Below are 16,258 nucleotides of genomic sequence, written 5' to 3'. Positions count from 1 at the left end.
TCAGTGCGCCCTCCGCGGCGAGATGTACTGGTCTATGAAGGCGGGGTTGGCCGCCATGATGCGGCTGTAGACTTCGATGCCGAAGTCGACCCAGTCTCGCATCAGGTCGCAATAGTGATAGGTTGGATGTGTAGGGTCCCCGTAGCGGGCATAGCTTTCGTGATAGCAGCCGCCTGAACACAGGTTGCGGATACGACAGCTGGCACAGCCGGTATCGGTTCGATCCAGCCGCTTGGAGAGAAAGTCCCCCAGCTCCACCTGCTGGACACCGGTTTTCACATTGCCAAACGTCGGCATGTCGGACCCAGTGAACCGATGGCAAAGATTGAGTTCCCCCTCATGATCCACCGCCAGCATTTTCAGGCCGGCGCCACAGGGCAGGGCCTTTTTATGGCCTTCGTGCAGGTCGGTGATTAGCTGATGCATGTTGGAGAAACCGATATTTCGGTGCTCCAGTGCCGCATCGAGATAGCGCTGACCAAGGCGTTTCATGCCGGCAAACACTTCGATCAACTCTTCTGAACTGAGGTTATAGCTGCTGATGTCGCCAGAGGTAACCGGTGCAAAGCCCACCTCGGAAAAGCCCATCTCGTTGAACAGGTGATCCCAGATCCGCTCCACCTCTGTGGTGCCACGGGTCAGCGTGACACGCGCTCCGATGGGACGTGAGTCGTACCGCTCCAGCAGCCTCAACGCCTTGCGACGCACAACATCGTAAGTACCCTGGCCACCCACGGTGATACGGTTCTTGTCATGAATCGCCTTGGGGCCATCCATGCTGACCGACAGACCGAAACGATGGGCATTGAGCCAGTCGATGATCTCATCGGTCAGCAGTGTGGCATTGGTGGTCATGACGAAATCGAGCTGTTTGCCCAGTTCGGCAAAGCGGCGCTCGCAGTAGTCCACCATCGCTTCAATCAGCGGCCGGTTGCTCAGCGGCTCACCGCCAAAGAACACCACCGTGTAGCGTTCTTCGTCGGGTGATTCGCGCAGCAGCATCTCCACCGAATCAATTGCAGTCTGCAGCTCCATCTTGCGACCGGCGGACGGGATATCCAGGTCTTCCTTGTAGCAGTAGGTACAGCTGAGGTTGCAGCCAGTATTGACGTTCAGTACCACGGTTGTGAGTGGAAACTGATCAACCCGGCGGGTACCGATTTCATCCGTCAGCGGCCGGCCATCATTGACCAGCTCCAGCGCCAGCAGCTCTCGCACCGTTTCGGTAATCTCCTGCTCCGTGAAACGGTTGCTCAGCTCGGCCACCAGCGCTTCGGCGGAGTGTTCCTGTCCGCGCAGCCGATCGAGAATGTCCGACGTCAGGTTGTCCAGCGCAAACAGCGAACTGGACGGTATGTGGAACAACATGCGGGTATCCCCGACCTGCACTTCATGCAGGTTGTGTTCCACCAGATTGAGTACAGCGCCCATGTCTGTTCTCCCCTGTTAGGTTGCCATCCGGATGCCTGCAGGCATCCCCCCTTCTCTGCCATCAGGCATTTGTCAGGGGATCGGAGGGTTGTTCCAGCGCTGCACCGTCACAATCATCTGCCCTTCGGCATTGTGTGTGTCACCGCCATCCATCACCGTTGCCTGTACTTTCAGGTTACCGGCGTTGTTGGTCATCATGCGTCGCTCAGGATTGGGACCCGCAGCGGCTGGCGTGAATACACCAGTATCCGGGTTCATCTGGCCGGTAAAGCGAACATCCCCATCAGCCTCGGCCACTTCATCAAATGGCGCCACTGCCCATTGCGCAGGCATCATGCCGATGCGGTAGTCATCGTCGGTACCGGGCTTGCCGTCCGGCCCAACGGCCCAGGCTTCAGCTTCAAAACGCGCCTCCACTTTCGGTGTTGAGCTGCCATTACCACCCACACGGGCCACGGCAAACTCCGGCACCACTTTCACCTGAGCGATGCGATCATAGACAGCAAAGCGCCCGCCCTGAGCGTCGCCCACACTCACCTCATGAATGCCCGAGGCGGCCTCGGATGCTCTGGCACGTACCTTGATCAGGCTGTCGCTTTCACTGATCACCTCGATAACATCAATGCCCTGGCCCAATACCGGCATGCCCTTAAGACCTGTACCGATAATGCTGACCTCAGCTTCGTTGCCCGCCCTGATGTAAGCCGGCTGCAGTGCCAGTACCCGGCTGTTGCCATCGGCACGCGCCGCTACCACATCAGCCCCCACTTCATCGTGATCACGCAGGAACATGCGACCTTCCAGCTGCCCATTGCGCAGCGCAAACACCTGTCGCATGGCGCGCCCATCGATCTCAAGATCCGCACGCCACTCATAGCCGGTATACACCACCGCCATGCCCTGCCCCTGAATGGGAGCGCCGTCGTCATACTGGCCACTGAGGCTGACCTGATACTGATCATTACCCTCTGCAGGCGTGACCTGCATCTCGGCATGGAAGGCTCCTCGACCCGGCATATGGCCGACCAGTGTCCAGCCACCGCTGACCGGCGCCGCCGGCTGCTGCTGCCATTGATCCCAGGCTGCCGATTCCATAGGCAAGGCCTCAGCCAGATGCGGCACCATCTCATTCAGCGCAAGCTCGAACCAGTCCCGATCACGCGCCAGCGCCTGAAATTCGGTTGTAGGCCATTGGCCCAGATGGAAGTGCACCAGATGCTCCCACTCTTCAGCAGGCCGACGCTGCAGCAGCACACGTGCCCCCGAGTGACAGCGGGCACACATCTCGGTAAATTCCTGCGAATCGAACGCTTCAGATGTATTCAAACGACGCTCAAGTGCATAGCGAGCCCCTTCGGTTTCTTCCGGTGCCAGCCCCTGCCGGTCTGCCAGATATTTCACCAGCGTGCGCCGGTCTTCATCGCTGATCTGCAGGCCATGCATGATCTGCATGCGGGCAATCGTCATCAGCCAGCCTTCCGGCGTTTTGCGCTGATGGCTGATACGGCTCCACTGCTGATCAGCCTCTTGAGTGTGACATGCCAGACACTTGCTGCTGATAATCTGCTCGGCACTGTCGTTGGCCATGGCCGTCTGAGCACTCACCGCCAGCGCCAATGCCAGCAGCCCCCCGCCCAGCGGTTTCAGAGTTGTTGTATTCAAGGTCCGACCTCCTTCTGTGGTCATTGCAAGGGGCATCTGTCGGGACGCCCGTCGAGATCCAGGTCAATGTTGAGTCACAAAGGAGGTAGCACAGCCTGTGCCAAGTTCATCTTTTCAAAACAAAACAGTCACTTGAGTGAAATATTACGACTTTCGAACCCGTCAGCCAGGCAGCGTAATCTGTTTAATATCGCGACACCTGTTTCATCCTGAGACACACGCCCATTTTCGGGGCCTGACGCCGGAATAGCAGGCTGAATCAGATTCAGACAGCTGTCTCATTCTGCGACAGGCCACAACGGACAGCGCATGGGAATTTACAAACAAAACCTTTCAATTTCATTGAGTTAGGATTTAATCAAAACTGGCACAGCCATTGCGGTACAGGGGAGACAGACTCAACGACAACGATAAGAGGTTCACCATGACGGAGTTTGCCCTTCACTCTGATACTCAGTCCTTCATCAGCCGCCGCCACCCTCTGCTGATTGGCGATCAGCGCCCTGCCGGTTCCGAAGGCAGGGAGATTGATGTGATCAACCCCGCCACCGGTGAGTGCTTCACCAAAGTGGCCTGCGGCACCGCCGCTGATATTGATCAGGCCGTCGCAACGGCACGCCAGTCATTCGAGGACTCCAGCTGGAGCCGCATGACACCGGTCGAGCGCGAACGCCTGCTGTGGCGTTTTGCCGACCTGATCGACGCCAACGCCGACTCGCTGGCCGAGATCGAGTGTCTCGACAATGGCAAGAGCGTCGCCATCGCCAAGGGAGTGGATATCCAGCTGGCCGTAAACTTTCTGCGCTACATGGCCGGCTGGGCAACCAAAATCGAGGGCAGTTGTGTACAGCCATCGGTTCCCTTCATGCCCGGCGCGCAGTTCCACGGCTACACGCGGCGTGAGCCGGTTGGTGTCGTGGGTGCCATTGTGGCCTGGAACTTCCCGTTGCTGCTGGCCTGCTGGAAGCTTGGCCCGGCACTGGCGACCGGGTGCACGGTCGTACTGAAGCCGGCTGAAGATACCCCTCTGACCGCGTTACGCCTGGGTGAATTGGCACTGGAAGCAGGCTATCCGCCCGGAGTGTTGAACGTTGTCCCGGGACTCGGTGGTGATGCCGGTGCAGCCCTGTCTTCGCACCCTGATGTCGACAAGCTCACTTTCACCGGCTCGACCGGTGTCGGCAAGCTGATCGGCAAGGCCGCCATGGACCACATGACGCGGGTTACCCTTGAGCTGGGCGGCAAGTCACCCACCATCGTGCTGGATGATGCCGATCCGCAGGAGGCCGCCGCAGGGGCCGCCAATGCGATCTTCTTTAATCAGGGGCAGGTGTGCTGTGCCGGTTCGCGCCTGTATGTGCAGCGTAAGCTGTTCGACAATCTGGTGGCGGATATCACCGATATCGCAGGTAGGATTCGTCTGGGTAACGGACTGGACCCGAACACCGAAATGGGGCCACTGGTTTCCGCCGTGCAGCAGCAGCGGGTACAGGGTTTTATCGAAAAAGGGCTGGCCGAGGGTGCCAGAATCACCACTGGTGGTGATCGTCAGGGGCCCGGCTTCTTCATCCAGCCCACGGTGGTGGTGGATGTGGATCAGCGTTCAACGCTGGTACAGGAGGAGATCTTCGGCCCGGTACTGGTGGCCATGCCGTTTGATGACATCGACGAGGCAGTCAGAATTGCCAATGACAGCCAGTATGGCCTCGGTGCCAGCATCTGGTCGAATAATCTGTCAGCGGTCCATCGCATGATTCCCCGTATCAAGTCCGGCAGCGTGTGGGTCAACTGTCACACCGCACTGGACCCATCGCTGCCGTTTGGCGGTTTCAAGCAATCCGGTCTCGGGCGGGAAATGGGCGCGGCCTGCATCGAGCACTACACCGAGATCAAGTCGGTATTGATGAAGGTGTAATCAGCCTTGCCGGTGGTAGCCAACCCCCTGCCGGCATCCCTCAGGCGCGGCGGTAGCTGCGGATGCTGAATTGCGGCTGGAAGCCCAGTTTGCGATACAGCGGCTCGCCAGCAGTTCGCACATCAATGCATATGCAATCCGCTGCCCCTGCAACTCAGGCGGTACTCCAACCTGATGCACCCCCATGATCGGTCCAGTGCGGTAGAGAATTGCTGTCGCAAGCGGTCTCCCCTCTCCCCATGCCCAGAGAACTTCCACGTCCGCCTGCCGACGCAGTTGGTCGATTACATCAACGTCCAGCCGGTAGCCAAATGCGCGTCCACACAGGTCCGACCACTGTCTGGCCTGTTGTCGGCTGTCGATCAGTCTGACGTCCAGCCGAACGCCGGCAGGTGGTGGTGTATAGGCCTCAAGCGGCAGTATCATCGCCAGCTGTTCAAGCCCCACTTCCAGCCCGTGTTGACTCAAAGCGCTTTCCAGAATTCGGCTGGACTCACCCGCATGCCAAACAGGAAACAGGTAGTGGGCCGGGATACACTCTATGGCACTCAGGCCATCGGCCGCTTGCCGGGCAGGGCTGCGCCAACACCGGTATGGCCATCGAGTCGAACAATGAAGCCCTCCCGCGGTTTGTGTAGCACCCATTAACTGCCAAAGGCTGATTAAATTATCGACATTGGCACGTTCAAGCTGCGTTTCCATCAGGTTTTCTCCCAGTAAATCAGGCTGACACCGGCCACCAGTACCAGTAAGCCCATCACGCGTGTCAGATTCATCGGTTTCACCGGCTGATCAAACCAGCCGAAGTGACTGGCAATCACGGCGAGTACAATTTGGCCGGTCAAGGCAAACGACATCATCGGCCCTACGCCCATACGCGGGATCAGAAAATAAAACATGCCCACACCAAAAGCGCTGATGATACCGCCTCCCCAAAGGTACAGAGGCACCGCCTGCAGGCGGTCCACGCTGGGCATGCCCGCACGCTGAAACACAACCACCAGCAGGGACACCAGACACGCTACCGCAAAAGCGACTCCTGTCCCCAGCATGGTGCTGCCCAACTCCACTCCAAGCCGGGCGTTGATGCCCGCTTGAATCGCAATGGCACCTCCGGCAGAAAGCGCCAGCCAAGGCATCAGACTACTCACGCCAGCACCCGGGTCATCACCTGCGCCGGCAAACGCACTTTCGGCAGGTCTGCGACTGTATCCTCGGCGTGGCGCACCCCCAGAGGACAGATCGCCACACTCCTCAACCCCTGATCGGCGAGCCCCAGCAGCGCATCATAGCCGGCAGCATCAAACCCGGTCATGGGACAGCTATCAATGCCCAGCAGTGCGGCACTGGTCAAACAGGTCCCCAGCGCCAGATATACCTGTTGGTCGGCCCAGTGTGATTTCTCCTGATCGGTCATATTGTTGAAATAGTCGCTCAGGTGCGCCTGAAAGTCCCGATACGCCTCGATATCGCCTCCCCGTTGCCGCGCCATGAGTTCGATATGCGCAGCCACAAAGGCTTCATCTATCCGTGTCACGGCGGCAAAGACCAGCAAATGGGAGGCGTGGACAACCTTATCCTGTCCCATGGAATAGGCCAGCAGATCAGTGCGCAGCTCAGGGTTGCTGATGACAAGAATACGGTAGGGCTGCAGACCAAAGGCGCCTGGGCTCAGGCGTGTCGCTTCCAGCAAGGGTTCCAGCTGTTCGGTGGTCAGTGTGATATTGGCAAACTGTTTAACGGCATAACGCCAGTTCAACGCATTCAAGGGGGACATAATCGACTCCAGTCTTGTGGGTCACATAGCGGGATGCCCGCTGACTGGGTCCAGATTACGCACGTCGGCCCTGCCCCTCATTTACATAGGTTGATCACTCAGGATTTTTTTCGAATCCGGCTTAGCTGGGTCGGTGTCACCCCTAGATGGGATGCGATGTGATACTGCGGCAGGCGTGTCAGCAGCTCGGGATACTCCCGTTGAAACGCCTGATATCGCTCGGCTGCATCCTGCTGTACCAGACGTATCTCGCGGGTATCCTTGTCCAGCAACCAATGCCTCTCAAGGTAGTGAATGTGGAACAGTTTAAGATCTTCACTGCGATACAGAAGATCGCGGAAGGCCTGAAAATTGATTTCGATGATGACCGAGTCTTCCAGCGCCTCTATCGAATGCAATGAGGGCTCCTGGCGCAGCAGAGCGGTCATTGACCCGGGGAAGCGGCCTTCTTGAAAGAAGTTCTTGTTAAATTCATTGCCTTTCTCATCCAGAACAAAGACCCGAAACAGCCCCTGACATACAAAGGCAAAGGAGCGCGGCACCTCACCCACCCGGCATATCTGCGTTTGCCTTGTAACCTGCCGGTAATGACAAATCTCCGTCAACGCCTGCCAGGTTTCATCCGATAGCGGATAATAGCCGGACATGACTTCGCGTAACTGGATAAATGCCTGTTTCTTATTCATTTTGCCCCCACCTGCTGACGCCGCAGTATACGCTGAAAGCCAGACGCTATTGGAAGGGCCGTAAATACAACCGGTAGTTCAGACCGGATGCACGGTTCGATCGCGCAGGCGGCTTCAGTTGGCAACCTGAACCCTGTTGCGACCGGATGATTTGGCTGCGTAAAGCGCATTATCTGCGCGGTGTATAAGGGTTTCGACGCGCATGTTGAGGTGTGGCCTGTTTGAGGCCACGCCAAGACTGATGCTGACATGTCCTGTCGGCCCATGAGCGTGTGGAATCCTCAACCCTGCCACAGCAGCCCTTAATTGCTCGGCGAGCTGTTTCGCATGGGAAAGATCCAGCCCCGGCAAAAGAACGATGAACTCTTCGCCCCCGTAACGCGCAATCATGTCACCGCTGCGCTTCAGCTGATCTGACATCACTTGTGCCACCTGGCGCAGGCAATCATCACCCGCCTGGTGCCCATAAGTATCATTAAAGCGCTTGAAGACATCGACGTCAGCCATCACGATGGCCAGCCTTGTGCCGTCGCGTAATGCCCGTCGCCACTCATGCTCAAGCTGTTGATCGAATGAGCGACGGTTGGGTATGCCGGTCAGAGCATCGGTTGTACTCAAACGCTCCAGCTCGGCATTCATCTTTTGCAAATGCATGTTCGCCTGCTCCAGCTGCTGCTCTGCCTGGCGACGAGCATCGACGAAAACCGCAAAGCTGGCCCCCATCGTGCTGATTTCATCACTGCCTGATTCAGGAACAGGCACCTGCTTACCCTGCAGATGTGCCTGCATTGCAGCATTGAGACGATTAATCCGGAGTACGATATGACGCCGGATATACATAATGGCACCGAACGTTATGGCGAGCAGAGTCAATGATGCCAGCAACAGTCCAAACAACGAACTGCGAATCAACTTCTGGTGGTCTGTAATGGCCTGTTGAGCCGACGCTTTCAGCTGCAGATGGTAGCCAAAACTTGCCCCTGTCAGCTTTTGGGCCAGTACCCGGGTTTCCCGCGCCGTTGCCAAACTTGCCCGCGACGCTTTCAATAACGGCCCTCGGCTCCTGAACGCTTCAGGCAATACTTCGGTAAGCTGACGGCGCAACTCGAGCAGTTTTTCATCTTCAAGTGGCAACAATGCCAGTTTCTGTAACGCTTGCTCACAAGCACGTTCCAGTTGTGCTACATGCCCCGGACGTTCAGCACTCAATGCAGACGAAGCGGCAACCAGTGCGGTCAGCGCATGACTGATAAAACGCTGCTGGTCAGGAGACTGCGCATCGAAGTCACTCAGCGGTAACCGTTGCTGTAATATGAATAGTGTGTCGATTAACTGAAGATGCTCGGTTTGTAGTTGTTTTTCCAGTTCAAGTTGCTGATCCAGCTGCCCCAGGCTCAGGAAAAACGGCTCCTGCCAACGATCAAGCTCTCTGTTTGCTGCCCTATCGGCATCGGCTGACGACGACAACTGCTGCAGTCGGTCACGTGCAGAGCGGTAAAGGCCTGCCAGATTCTCTGTCCGCTGACTGCCCGCACTGATAGAACGACGACTACCCACCATCATTTCAAACACTTCAGCAGCAATGATTTCTGCATCTCGGGTAAGTTCAGCTGCCGCCATGGCACGATCAAACTCACGATCTGCCAGGTTACTGAACCCCTGGTATTGCTGGAACATCACATAGCCAACAGCTGATACTGCCATCAGATACAATCCGAAAATTGTACCGATGATCAGCGTCAGTCGAGTACCTATGCTTGTGCGCGGTTGTCGCATAATGGCGCTGGGGCTCACAGAAACAGGGGAGCAAACAACAAGCCACCACGCGACCAAGGCTTGTTCACACCCTGCTCCATCCCAATAGCTGTATCAGGACCATAGTGACGCAGGTAGATTTCACTGTAGTTACCAACACTGGCTATCACATTGCGCGCCCAGTCATTTGGCAACCCCAACTGGCTTGCCAGATCATCTTGCCGCCCCAGCAGATTAAGAATCTCTTGATCCTCCGTGCTGTTCAAGACCTGATCAAGGTTGCTTTGGGTTATGCCCTTTTGATCGGCCAGAATGGTGGCGTTGACCACGGAACGGATAACACGCGCCCAGCGGGCTTCATCGTTCCGCACCATTGGGCCTATAGGTTCACGCGACAGTGTTTCAGACAAGATAATATAGTGCGCCGGATTATCCGCACGATTGGCACGATTGGTGGCCAAATTCATTCGGTCGGCACTGTAGGCGTCGCAATGCCCCCGAAAAAAACTGTCACCATTGGAAAACTGAACTTGCGCGTCAATACCTTGCTGTTCGAGTGCATTAACAAGGTTCTTGTGAGTTGATGTGTTTTCAGTCACGCAGACCGTTTTGCCCTGCAGGTCTGACAGCATTGAAATGCCACTGTTGGCACGTACCATTACGCCCTGGCTGTCAAAGAGATATACCGCCGGGAACACAACCTGATAGCGGTTTTCTCGACCCAATGTCCAGGTCGTGCTGTACATCACCACATCCGTCTGGCGCTGCTGCAGAGTGGTAAACCGTGTCGTGGCATCAACTTCCACATACTGCACCCGTTCGGGATCACCGAACAGCGCAGCCGCCGTGGCGCGGCAAAAATCAACATAAAAACCTTTCCAGGTTCCGTCCGTGTCGATGGCACTGCGACCGGGGTCATCCGGAAAAACACCACAGCGAATATCACCATGACGCATGACTTCATCCAACGTATCGGCATGCACCGATGACAGAAGCATGACATTCATGGCCATCACGATCAGATAACAACAAAACCGGCGAAGAATCGGCATACATGAACCCTTGGCGTTTGGCGCATAACAGCGATGCAGGTCATTCTACCTGCAGAGTTCAGCAGCACCAGCAAAAGTGTCACCGCCGTTCGTCTACAGGGGCTCCAGTGACCGCAACTGCCTGTCATGCAGTCGGTTCATCAGCACCAACGCCAGTATTGCGCCAGCCAACGCCCAAGCCATATCGGACTGGGTATCCCAGACATAGCCCTGAGTACCGAGAAACGCCTCGGCACCCTCCTCCGAGATCAGGGCTACCCACCACTCGATCAACTCGTAGAACGCACTGAACGCCAGACAAAAGCACACGATAAAAAAGTTGCGCCATGCCGCTGACGGGATCACCTTCAGCCGGATCAACAGCTCACGTGCAATCATTGCCGGCACTAGGCCCTGTACCAGATGGCCCACCTTGTCATAGTTATTCCGTTGCCAGTCGAACATTTCTCTGAGCAGGTCGAAGAGCGGCACCTTGGCATAGGTGTAGTGCCCACCGACCATCAAAATGATGCAGTGGAACAAAATCAGACTGTACAACAGCGGCGTAAGGGGGAATCGACGACGCGTACACAGCAAAATGAGGGCGCCAACAACGGCCGGCAGGACCTCCAGCGTCCAGGTCATGCGATCAGCCGGCTCCCACGCCGACCAGAACAAGACCGGCAAGAACACCAGCGCCCAGAGCGCGGGCCCCCGCCTGCCTGATGATTGGTGAACATGCGACATCCCACTCTCCTTGTCAGCCAGATACAACCTGTTCATCCAGTCAGTGCCGCCGATGGCGTCAATGGCAGGCCGCATCCACCTGGGCCAACTGCTCCTGGCTGAGTGTCTTCTGCGCGACTTCAAACAGCTCGCGTTCCTCGAAGTGAATATGTGCCTGGAGCAATTCACCAAAGGCCTTCAACTCTTCATAGCCACGCGTCTGTCCCGGCTGAAAGAAGTCACGCAGCTGCGCGTGCTCTCTTTCCAGCCGGTCTACCAGAGAGGTTTCACCGGCTTCTCTTAGTGGCTCAACCAGTGTTTCTTCCTCGATTTTGAAGTGCGGTTCCAGCACGTCACTGAAGTGCATGGTCACTTCTGCCCAAACCATTTTTGCAGGCTTGTACTCTTTCGCAGCCTGCATGGCCCGTTTTGCCAACACCAGCCCGTGGTGATGATCGCGGGAAAGGGATTTCAGCTCTTCGGCTCGTTTCATAACGCACCTGTCAAATCAATGACCGATTCCGAGACGGCGCCGTTCCATTCTGCGCAGAAATTCTTCCATGATCATGCGATAGAGGCTGTCCTTGAGATAGAGGTCCTCTACCCCGGAATCGATACTGGGATTATCGTTCACTTCGATCACCACCACCTTATCACCGGACTGTTTCAGGTCCACCCCATACAGGCCATCACCTATCAATTTGGTTGCCTTCAGCGCAGCTCTGACCACCTTCGCCGGCGCCTCATGCACCGGCAGGGTCTCGAAGCCACCCGATTCGGCCTGGCCGCTGCTGTGGTTATAGATCTGCCAGTGACCACGGGTCATCAGGTACTTGCAGGCATAGAGTGGCCTGTTGTTGAGAATGCCGATACGCCAATCGTATTCCGTGTACATGTACTCCTGCACCAGCACAATGGCCGACTGCTTGAAATACTCATCAGCCTGACGCAGCAGCTCCTCCGGCGAACTGACCTTGACCACTCCCTTTGAAAAAGCCCCATCAGGGATCTTCAGCACGCGCGGATAAGTCAGAGACTCAGCCAGTTCCTGCAGCTCCTTTTTACTGTCCTTGAACAGGAAGTGGGTCTCCGGCATCGCAACGCCATTGGTGGCCAGCAAGTCTGACAGATACACCTTGTTGCAGCAGCGCAGAATCGAAGTGGGGTCATCAAATACCACCAGCCCTTCATGTTCGGCCTTTTTGGCAAAGCGATAGGTGTGGTTGCTGATTGAAGTGGTTTCACGGATGAACAGGCCATCATATTCAGCCAAATGGCTGAAATCTTTCTTGCCGATCAGGCTGACATCGATGCCCAACTGACGCCCGGCACGGATGAAACGTTTGATTGCCATGGGATCGGAAGGTGGCAGTATCTCTTCACGATCCACCAGAATCGCCAGATCATACCGGTATTTGCGACGTGCAGTGGGCTTGCGCCACAGCTTGCGACTGAACGTATCGATGGCAGTGGCAAACAGATCCTCTTCAGCACTGTTAAGCTGTTTCAGACTACCCGCCTTCAATGTTTCGATCTGCCAGCTTTCCCCCTTGCGGAAGGTCAGATGCAGGATGGGGCAAGGAAAATGCTCGAAAATCTGCCGCGCCAGATCCTGCAAGGGGGCAAACAGGGTCTGCCCGAAGCAGATGGTCACTTCCAGCTGTCGATCAGCTTCCAGTTGCTGACGCAGCACCGCATCCTTACTGACCAGCTTGCCCAGCAGCTCGTTCAGATTCTTCATGTTCAGGCCGTAGACAGACTTGCGCCCCAGATCATTAATGGTCTGAATCGATGGAATCACTTTGTGGCCGCGCGCTTCAGCCAGCAGCGAGGTGTAGTAGCCGTAACTCAGATAGCGATAGTTGCGGCACAGGTTGATGATCTGAACCGGTGTGCGGTCCTTTCGACTGCCTTGCGCCAGGTACTCATGGGCACTCATCAACTGCTCGGCGGGATAGAACGCCTGCCAGTCCTCTTTTTTGTCTACAACAATTTTCAGTTTGGTCATGGTATTCCCTGCACGTGAACCTGAGTGTCACTATGGAATGCATTGTCCGGTTGCGCAATCAGGGACAAATAATATTTCTGCTTGCCACTGGCTCTACAGGCAGCTCCGGCAGTAGGCTAGAGGCATTCCCTTGAGTGGTAAGAGCCATGTCAGACAGTGTTCAGTTAAGCCCAGCCAGCCTGCAGGATCTGCCGGCACTGGTTGCGCTGGAAAACCAGACCTTCAGCGAAGATCGCATCAGCCGACGTCAGTTTCGCTGGATGCTCAAGCGCGGTCACTGTGCTCTGATTACCGCCAGTACTGAAACGATTGGCCTTGTGGGATATGTGCTGGTCCTGTTTCACCGCGGCACCTCGCTCGGACGTATTTATTCGCTGGCTGTAGACGATCGCATGCGTGGACAGGGTATCGCCCGTCAGCTGATGCAGGCGGCGGAGCAGGCCGCACTGGAGCATGACTGTCTTGCCTTGCGGTTGGAGGTGCGTACCGACAATGCCAGTGCCATCCAGTTGTATGAAAAGCTGGGCTACCGCCAGTTTGGACTGTATGAAGATTATTACGAGGATCACGCCCCTGCGCTCCGGCTCCAGAAGCGCCTGCTGGCCCTGACTACCCGCTCACCGGGGATGGTGCCCTGGTATGGCCAGACCCTGCCCTTTACCTGCGGCCCGGCCTCGTTGTTGATGGCGATGAAGGCTCTCGACCCGGCCATCGTAATGGACCGACGTCAGGAGCTTCAAATTTGGCGCGAAGCCACGTCCATTTTCATGACAACCGGTCACGGCGGCTGCGGCCCTCGAGGGCTGGCACTGGCGGCCTGGCGACGTGGCTTCGGGGCGGAACTGTATATCAACCGCGAAGGTCCCCTGTTCATTCACGGGGTCCGAACCGAACTGAAAAAGGAAGTCCTTGAGCTGGTGCATCAGGACTTCAAACAGCAAACCGAAACGGCTGGCATCATCGAGCATGCAGAAGAGGTCAGCCTGGAGGCCATCGAGCAGGCACTGTCAGCCGGTCGTTTTGTCCTGATGCTGATCAGCAGCTGGCGTTTCAGTCGGCAAAAGAGCCCGCACTGGGTGGTGCTGACCGGCATCGACAACCACTACGTGTATCTGCATGATCCGGAAGTGGATGAAGAGGATGACAAAACGCGGCTGGATATCCAGAACGTGCCGGTGCCCCGCAATCATTTCTGGCGCATGGCGCGCTTTGGCAAGGAAGGGCTGCGAACAGCGGTGATCATTTCAAAACAGGCCTCGGGTTGAGACTCAGTCCGTATCGGCGATCACCAGCGCGTTACGATTGCGGTGCTTGGCCTCATAGAGGGAGCGATCGACTCGTTCAACAAAGGCTTCAAGAGTTTCAATCGCACCGGGCAGGCAACTGCCCAAACCACAACTGAAGGTCAGCTGCTCGGAAATCGGGGAGTCGATGTGCGCAATACCTGCCTTGGCCAGCTGCTCATAACAGCGCTGTATCACTCTCTGCGCTGCCACACGGTCAGTCTGCGGCAGAACCAGGACAAATTCCTCGCCTCCGAAACGAGCCAGAAAATCACCACTGCGAATGGCAGCCTGTAACAGCTGTGCCACCTGCTTGAGGCATTCATCTCCCTGAAGATGACCATAGCAGTCATTGTATTGCTTGAAGTAATCGATATCGAAAATTGCCAATGACAGCGGCTGGTTGTGGCGCTGAGCCCGTTCCCATTCCTGTTCCAGAATCTGATCCAGATGGCGACGATTGGCCACGCCAGTCAGACCGTCGCGCAGTGAGAGCTCTTCCAGTTCCTTCTGCAGCCGCAGCAGCTCCTGTTCCGTGCGCTTGCGCTCACTGATGTCGAACATGAAGCCGACAAGGGCTTCGACCTCTCCGGCTTCGTCGCGCACCACATGCACCACATCACGAATCCAGACATAATCACCCGAGGCTGTCAGGGCCCGGTAGTCCGCCTCATGGTCTACACCACTTTGTGACTGTGATACACAGAAGTTGACCACCCATTCGCGATCATCCGGATGCATCCGTGTTGCCCAGTCGTCAACGCTGACCCAGCTTTCCTGACTCCAGCCCAGCAGAGGCTCTATTTGAGGGCCGATATAGGCAAACTGCAGGGTTTTCCAGTCGATTTTCCAGGGGATTGCCCGAGTTGATTCCAGTAGAGTCTTGTAGATACTGGCGTCCGTTTCCAGCGCCTGGCCAGCTGAGTCATCCGCTACTGACATGGCAATCTCCAACAGAATTCAGGTTTCATCACGATAATCGACTCTACCTTATACCTGCAACGGTAGGGAGTGTTCCAGTATAAAGGACTCGGCTGACAGACTGACGCGCCAAGCCAGCACTTCAACCCCCCGCGACATCGCCATGCGCAACAGTTCGCCATAGCGACCATCGATCTCGTCCGCCGGCCGGGCCGCTATAGCCCCTGTGTGCTGCACGCAGAAAAACAGCACGGCTCTATGGCCCTGCGCCACGACTTGCATCAGCGTTAGCAGGTGTTTCTGGCCACGCTCGGTGACTGAGTCGGGAAAAGCGATGATGCCATCATCGGGATCATCAGGCCCCGGCCCCAGCGTCACGTTTTTCACCTCAATAAAGGTATGTGGTTGCTTGCGCTCTCCCAGCGCCAGATCGAAGCGGCTGTCACCGAAGGTCACTTCTCGCTCAACACCGGTCAGCGGCGACAACTCGGGAATCCGACCTGCACGCACCGCCTCTTCCACCAATGCATTGGTGCGGCTGGTATTCACACCTGCCCAGTGACCGTGCGCGACCTGCAGCGCCTCCAGCGTGTGGCGATACTTGCGCTTGAGGTTGCCGCTGTCGGAAATCAGTGCAAGCTGCTCGACACCCGGCAACACGCAGTTTTTCATTGAGCCGGTATTGGGGCAATGCACCGTCATTTCACTGCCATCGGCACGGCGCACATCCGCCAGAAAACGCTTGTAACGGCGCAGCAGAGTCACGGCTTCAAGCGGGGGATCAAATCGCATCAATGTTTTGTCCTTGCAGAGATTCAATGTATGCAGGCACGAAAACGGGCCGAAGTTCCCAGCTACGAAGGAGAAATCAGATCAATAGGTAGTGTTCAGAATTCTGTGTCATTTCTTTAGACTGAACCGAAAAGGGATGACTCATGACTAAACCTACATTCGATATGGATGCCGCCCTTCAAGCCCTGCGTGAGGGCAAAGACCTCACCGGCAAAGACGGTATCCTGACCCCGTTGATCAAGCAACTCACCGAAGCCGCCATGCAAGGTGA

General features: G+C 56.5%; 15 protein-coding genes and 1 pseudogene. 3 read left to right on the top strand and 13 right to left on the bottom strand.

Annotation, left to right across the window (positions count from 1 at the left end; genetic code table 11):
* The gene (gene peaB, locus ABIE61_RS12360) at positions 1-1,431 is read right to left on the bottom strand and encodes a quinohemoprotein amine dehydrogenase maturation protein (RefSeq protein WP_206834968.1); all 1,431 of its coding nucleotides are present in this window, start codon (positions 1,429-1,431) and stop codon (positions 1-3) included.
* 72 nt (positions 1,432-1,503) lie between these two features.
* A complete protein-coding gene (gene peaA / locus ABIE61_RS12355) occupies positions 1,504-3,093 on the bottom strand; it encodes a quinohemoprotein amine dehydrogenase subunit alpha (RefSeq protein WP_354409887.1) in 1,590 nt (529 codons plus the stop codon).
* Between the two features lie 424 nt (positions 3,094-3,517).
* Between peaA and ABIE61_RS12350 the strand changes: the two genes are divergently transcribed.
* On the top strand, positions 3,518-5,008 hold the full coding sequence (locus ABIE61_RS12350; RefSeq protein WP_354409884.1) for an aldehyde dehydrogenase family protein: 1,491 nt from the start codon (positions 3,518-3,520) through the stop codon (positions 5,006-5,008).
* On the opposite strand, the gene ABIE61_RS12345 is transcribed toward ABIE61_RS12350, so the two are convergent.
* The 9 genes from ABIE61_RS12345 to ABIE61_RS12305 form a co-directional block, all read right to left on the bottom strand.
* A complete protein-coding gene (locus tag ABIE61_RS12345) occupies positions 5,009-5,710 on the bottom strand; it encodes a GNAT family N-acetyltransferase (RefSeq protein ID WP_354409881.1) in 702 nt (233 codons plus the stop codon).
* Positions 5,710-6,159: a DMT family transporter gene (locus tag ABIE61_RS12340; RefSeq protein WP_354409879.1), complete on the bottom strand. Its 450-nt coding sequence runs from the start codon at positions 6,157-6,159 to the stop codon at positions 5,710-5,712. Before ABIE61_RS12340 ends, ABIE61_RS12345 begins: the two co-directional genes overlap by 1 nt.
* Positions 6,156-6,785, bottom strand: coding sequence for an NAD(P)H-dependent oxidoreductase (locus ABIE61_RS12335; RefSeq protein ID WP_354409876.1), 630 nt, complete (start codon positions 6,783-6,785; stop codon positions 6,156-6,158). The genes ABIE61_RS12340 and ABIE61_RS12335 overlap by 4 nt, the downstream gene beginning before the upstream one ends.
* Before the next feature lie 98 nt (positions 6,786-6,883).
* Positions 6,884-7,471, bottom strand: a complete 588-nt coding sequence (locus tag ABIE61_RS12330) for a Crp/Fnr family transcriptional regulator (protein WP_354409875.1) — start codon at positions 7,469-7,471, stop codon at positions 6,884-6,886.
* Positions 7,472-7,585: 114 nt separating this feature from the next.
* Positions 7,586-9,175, bottom strand: coding sequence for a GGDEF domain-containing protein (locus ABIE61_RS12325; protein ID WP_354409872.1), 1,590 nt, complete (start codon positions 9,173-9,175; stop codon positions 7,586-7,588).
* An 86-nt stretch (positions 9,176-9,261) separates the two neighbouring features.
* Positions 9,262-10,278: an amino acid ABC transporter substrate-binding protein gene (locus ABIE61_RS12320; RefSeq protein WP_354409870.1), complete on the bottom strand. Its 1,017-nt coding sequence runs from the start codon at positions 10,276-10,278 to the stop codon at positions 9,262-9,264.
* 93 nt (positions 10,279-10,371) lie between these two features.
* Positions 10,372-11,004: a DUF2238 domain-containing protein gene (locus ABIE61_RS12315; protein WP_354409867.1), complete on the bottom strand. Its 633-nt coding sequence runs from the start codon at positions 11,002-11,004 to the stop codon at positions 10,372-10,374.
* Positions 11,005-11,062: 58 nt separating this feature from the next.
* Complete coding sequence (locus ABIE61_RS12310; RefSeq protein WP_206834997.1) at positions 11,063-11,476, bottom strand: hemerythrin domain-containing protein; 414 nt, start codon at positions 11,474-11,476, stop codon at positions 11,063-11,065.
* 15 nt (positions 11,477-11,491) lie between these two features.
* The gene (locus ABIE61_RS12305) at positions 11,492-12,991 is read right to left on the bottom strand and encodes a RimK family ATP-grasp domain-containing protein (protein ID WP_354409865.1); all 1,500 of its coding nucleotides are present in this window, start codon (positions 12,989-12,991) and stop codon (positions 11,492-11,494) included.
* A 146-nt stretch (positions 12,992-13,137) separates the two neighbouring features.
* On the opposite strand from ABIE61_RS12305, the gene ABIE61_RS12300 reads away from it, so the two are divergent.
* A complete protein-coding gene (locus ABIE61_RS12300) occupies positions 13,138-14,256 on the top strand; it encodes a GNAT family N-acetyltransferase/peptidase C39 family protein (protein WP_354409864.1) in 1,119 nt (372 codons plus the stop codon).
* A 3-nt stretch (positions 14,257-14,259) separates the two neighbouring features.
* On the opposite strand, the gene ABIE61_RS12295 is transcribed toward ABIE61_RS12300, so the two are convergent.
* Together ABIE61_RS12295 and sfsA are read right to left on the bottom strand one after the other, a co-directional pair.
* Positions 14,260-15,216, bottom strand: coding sequence for a sensor domain-containing diguanylate cyclase (locus ABIE61_RS12295; RefSeq protein ID WP_354409861.1), 957 nt, complete (start codon positions 15,214-15,216; stop codon positions 14,260-14,262).
* A 48-nt stretch (positions 15,217-15,264) separates the two neighbouring features.
* Positions 15,265-15,987 carry a DNA/RNA nuclease SfsA gene (gene sfsA, locus ABIE61_RS12290; protein WP_354409858.1) on the bottom strand — a complete coding sequence of 241 codons (723 nt, stop codon included), beginning with the start codon at positions 15,985-15,987 and terminating at the stop codon, positions 15,265-15,267.
* A 143-nt stretch (positions 15,988-16,130) separates the two neighbouring features.
* Between sfsA and ABIE61_RS12285 the strand changes: the two are divergent.
* Positions 16,131-16,258, top strand: a pseudogene (locus tag ABIE61_RS12285) (IS256 family transposase); the annotation flags it as partial.

It is taken from the genome of Marinobacterium sp. MBR-111, assembly GCF_040547585.1.
GTDB classification, from domain to species: Bacteria; Pseudomonadota; Gammaproteobacteria; order Pseudomonadales; family Balneatricaceae; genus Marinobacterium; species Marinobacterium iners.
The sequence above is the reverse complement of the archived record's forward strand: the minus strand, read 5'-3'. Positions and strand labels throughout refer to the sequence as shown.

Excerpts from the sequence above, each read along its gene's own strand:
- ABIE61_RS12335 (WP_354409876.1), bottom strand. The coding sequence starts at position 6,785 with ATGTCCCCCTTGAATGCGTTGAACTGGCGTTATGCCGTTAAACAGTTT.
- ABIE61_RS12325 (WP_354409872.1), bottom strand. The coding sequence starts at position 9,175 with ATGGCAGTATCAGCTGTTGGCTATGTGATGTTCCAGCAATACCAGGGG.
- sfsA (WP_354409858.1), bottom strand. The coding sequence starts at position 15,987 with ATGCGATTTGATCCCCCGCTTGAAGCCGTGACTCTGCTGCGCCGTTAC.
- ABIE61_RS12315 (WP_354409867.1), bottom strand. The coding sequence starts at position 11,004 with ATGTCGCATGTTCACCAATCATCAGGCAGGCGGGGGCCCGCGCTCTGG.
- ABIE61_RS12295 (WP_354409861.1), bottom strand. The coding sequence starts at position 15,216 with ATGTCAGTAGCGGATGACTCAGCTGGCCAGGCGCTGGAAACGGACGCC.
- ABIE61_RS12345 (WP_354409881.1), bottom strand. The coding sequence starts at position 5,710 with ATGGAAACGCAGCTTGAACGTGCCAATGTCGATAATTTAATCAGCCTT.
- ABIE61_RS12330 (WP_354409875.1), bottom strand. The coding sequence starts at position 7,471 with ATGAATAAGAAACAGGCATTTATCCAGTTACGCGAAGTCATGTCCGGC.
- ABIE61_RS12320 (WP_354409870.1), bottom strand. The coding sequence starts at position 10,278 with ATGCCGATTCTTCGCCGGTTTTGTTGTTATCTGATCGTGATGGCCATG.
- ABIE61_RS12310 (WP_206834997.1), bottom strand. The coding sequence starts at position 11,476 with ATGAAACGAGCCGAAGAGCTGAAATCCCTTTCCCGCGATCATCACCAC.
- ABIE61_RS12350 (WP_354409884.1), top strand. The coding sequence starts at position 3,518 with ATGACGGAGTTTGCCCTTCACTCTGATACTCAGTCCTTCATCAGCCGC.
- ABIE61_RS12300 (WP_354409864.1), top strand. The coding sequence starts at position 13,138 with ATGTCAGACAGTGTTCAGTTAAGCCCAGCCAGCCTGCAGGATCTGCCG.
- peaB (WP_206834968.1), bottom strand. The coding sequence starts at position 1,431 with ATGGGCGCTGTACTCAATCTGGTGGAACACAACCTGCATGAAGTGCAG.
- ABIE61_RS12305 (WP_354409865.1), bottom strand. The coding sequence starts at position 12,991 with ATGACCAAACTGAAAATTGTTGTAGACAAAAAAGAGGACTGGCAGGCG.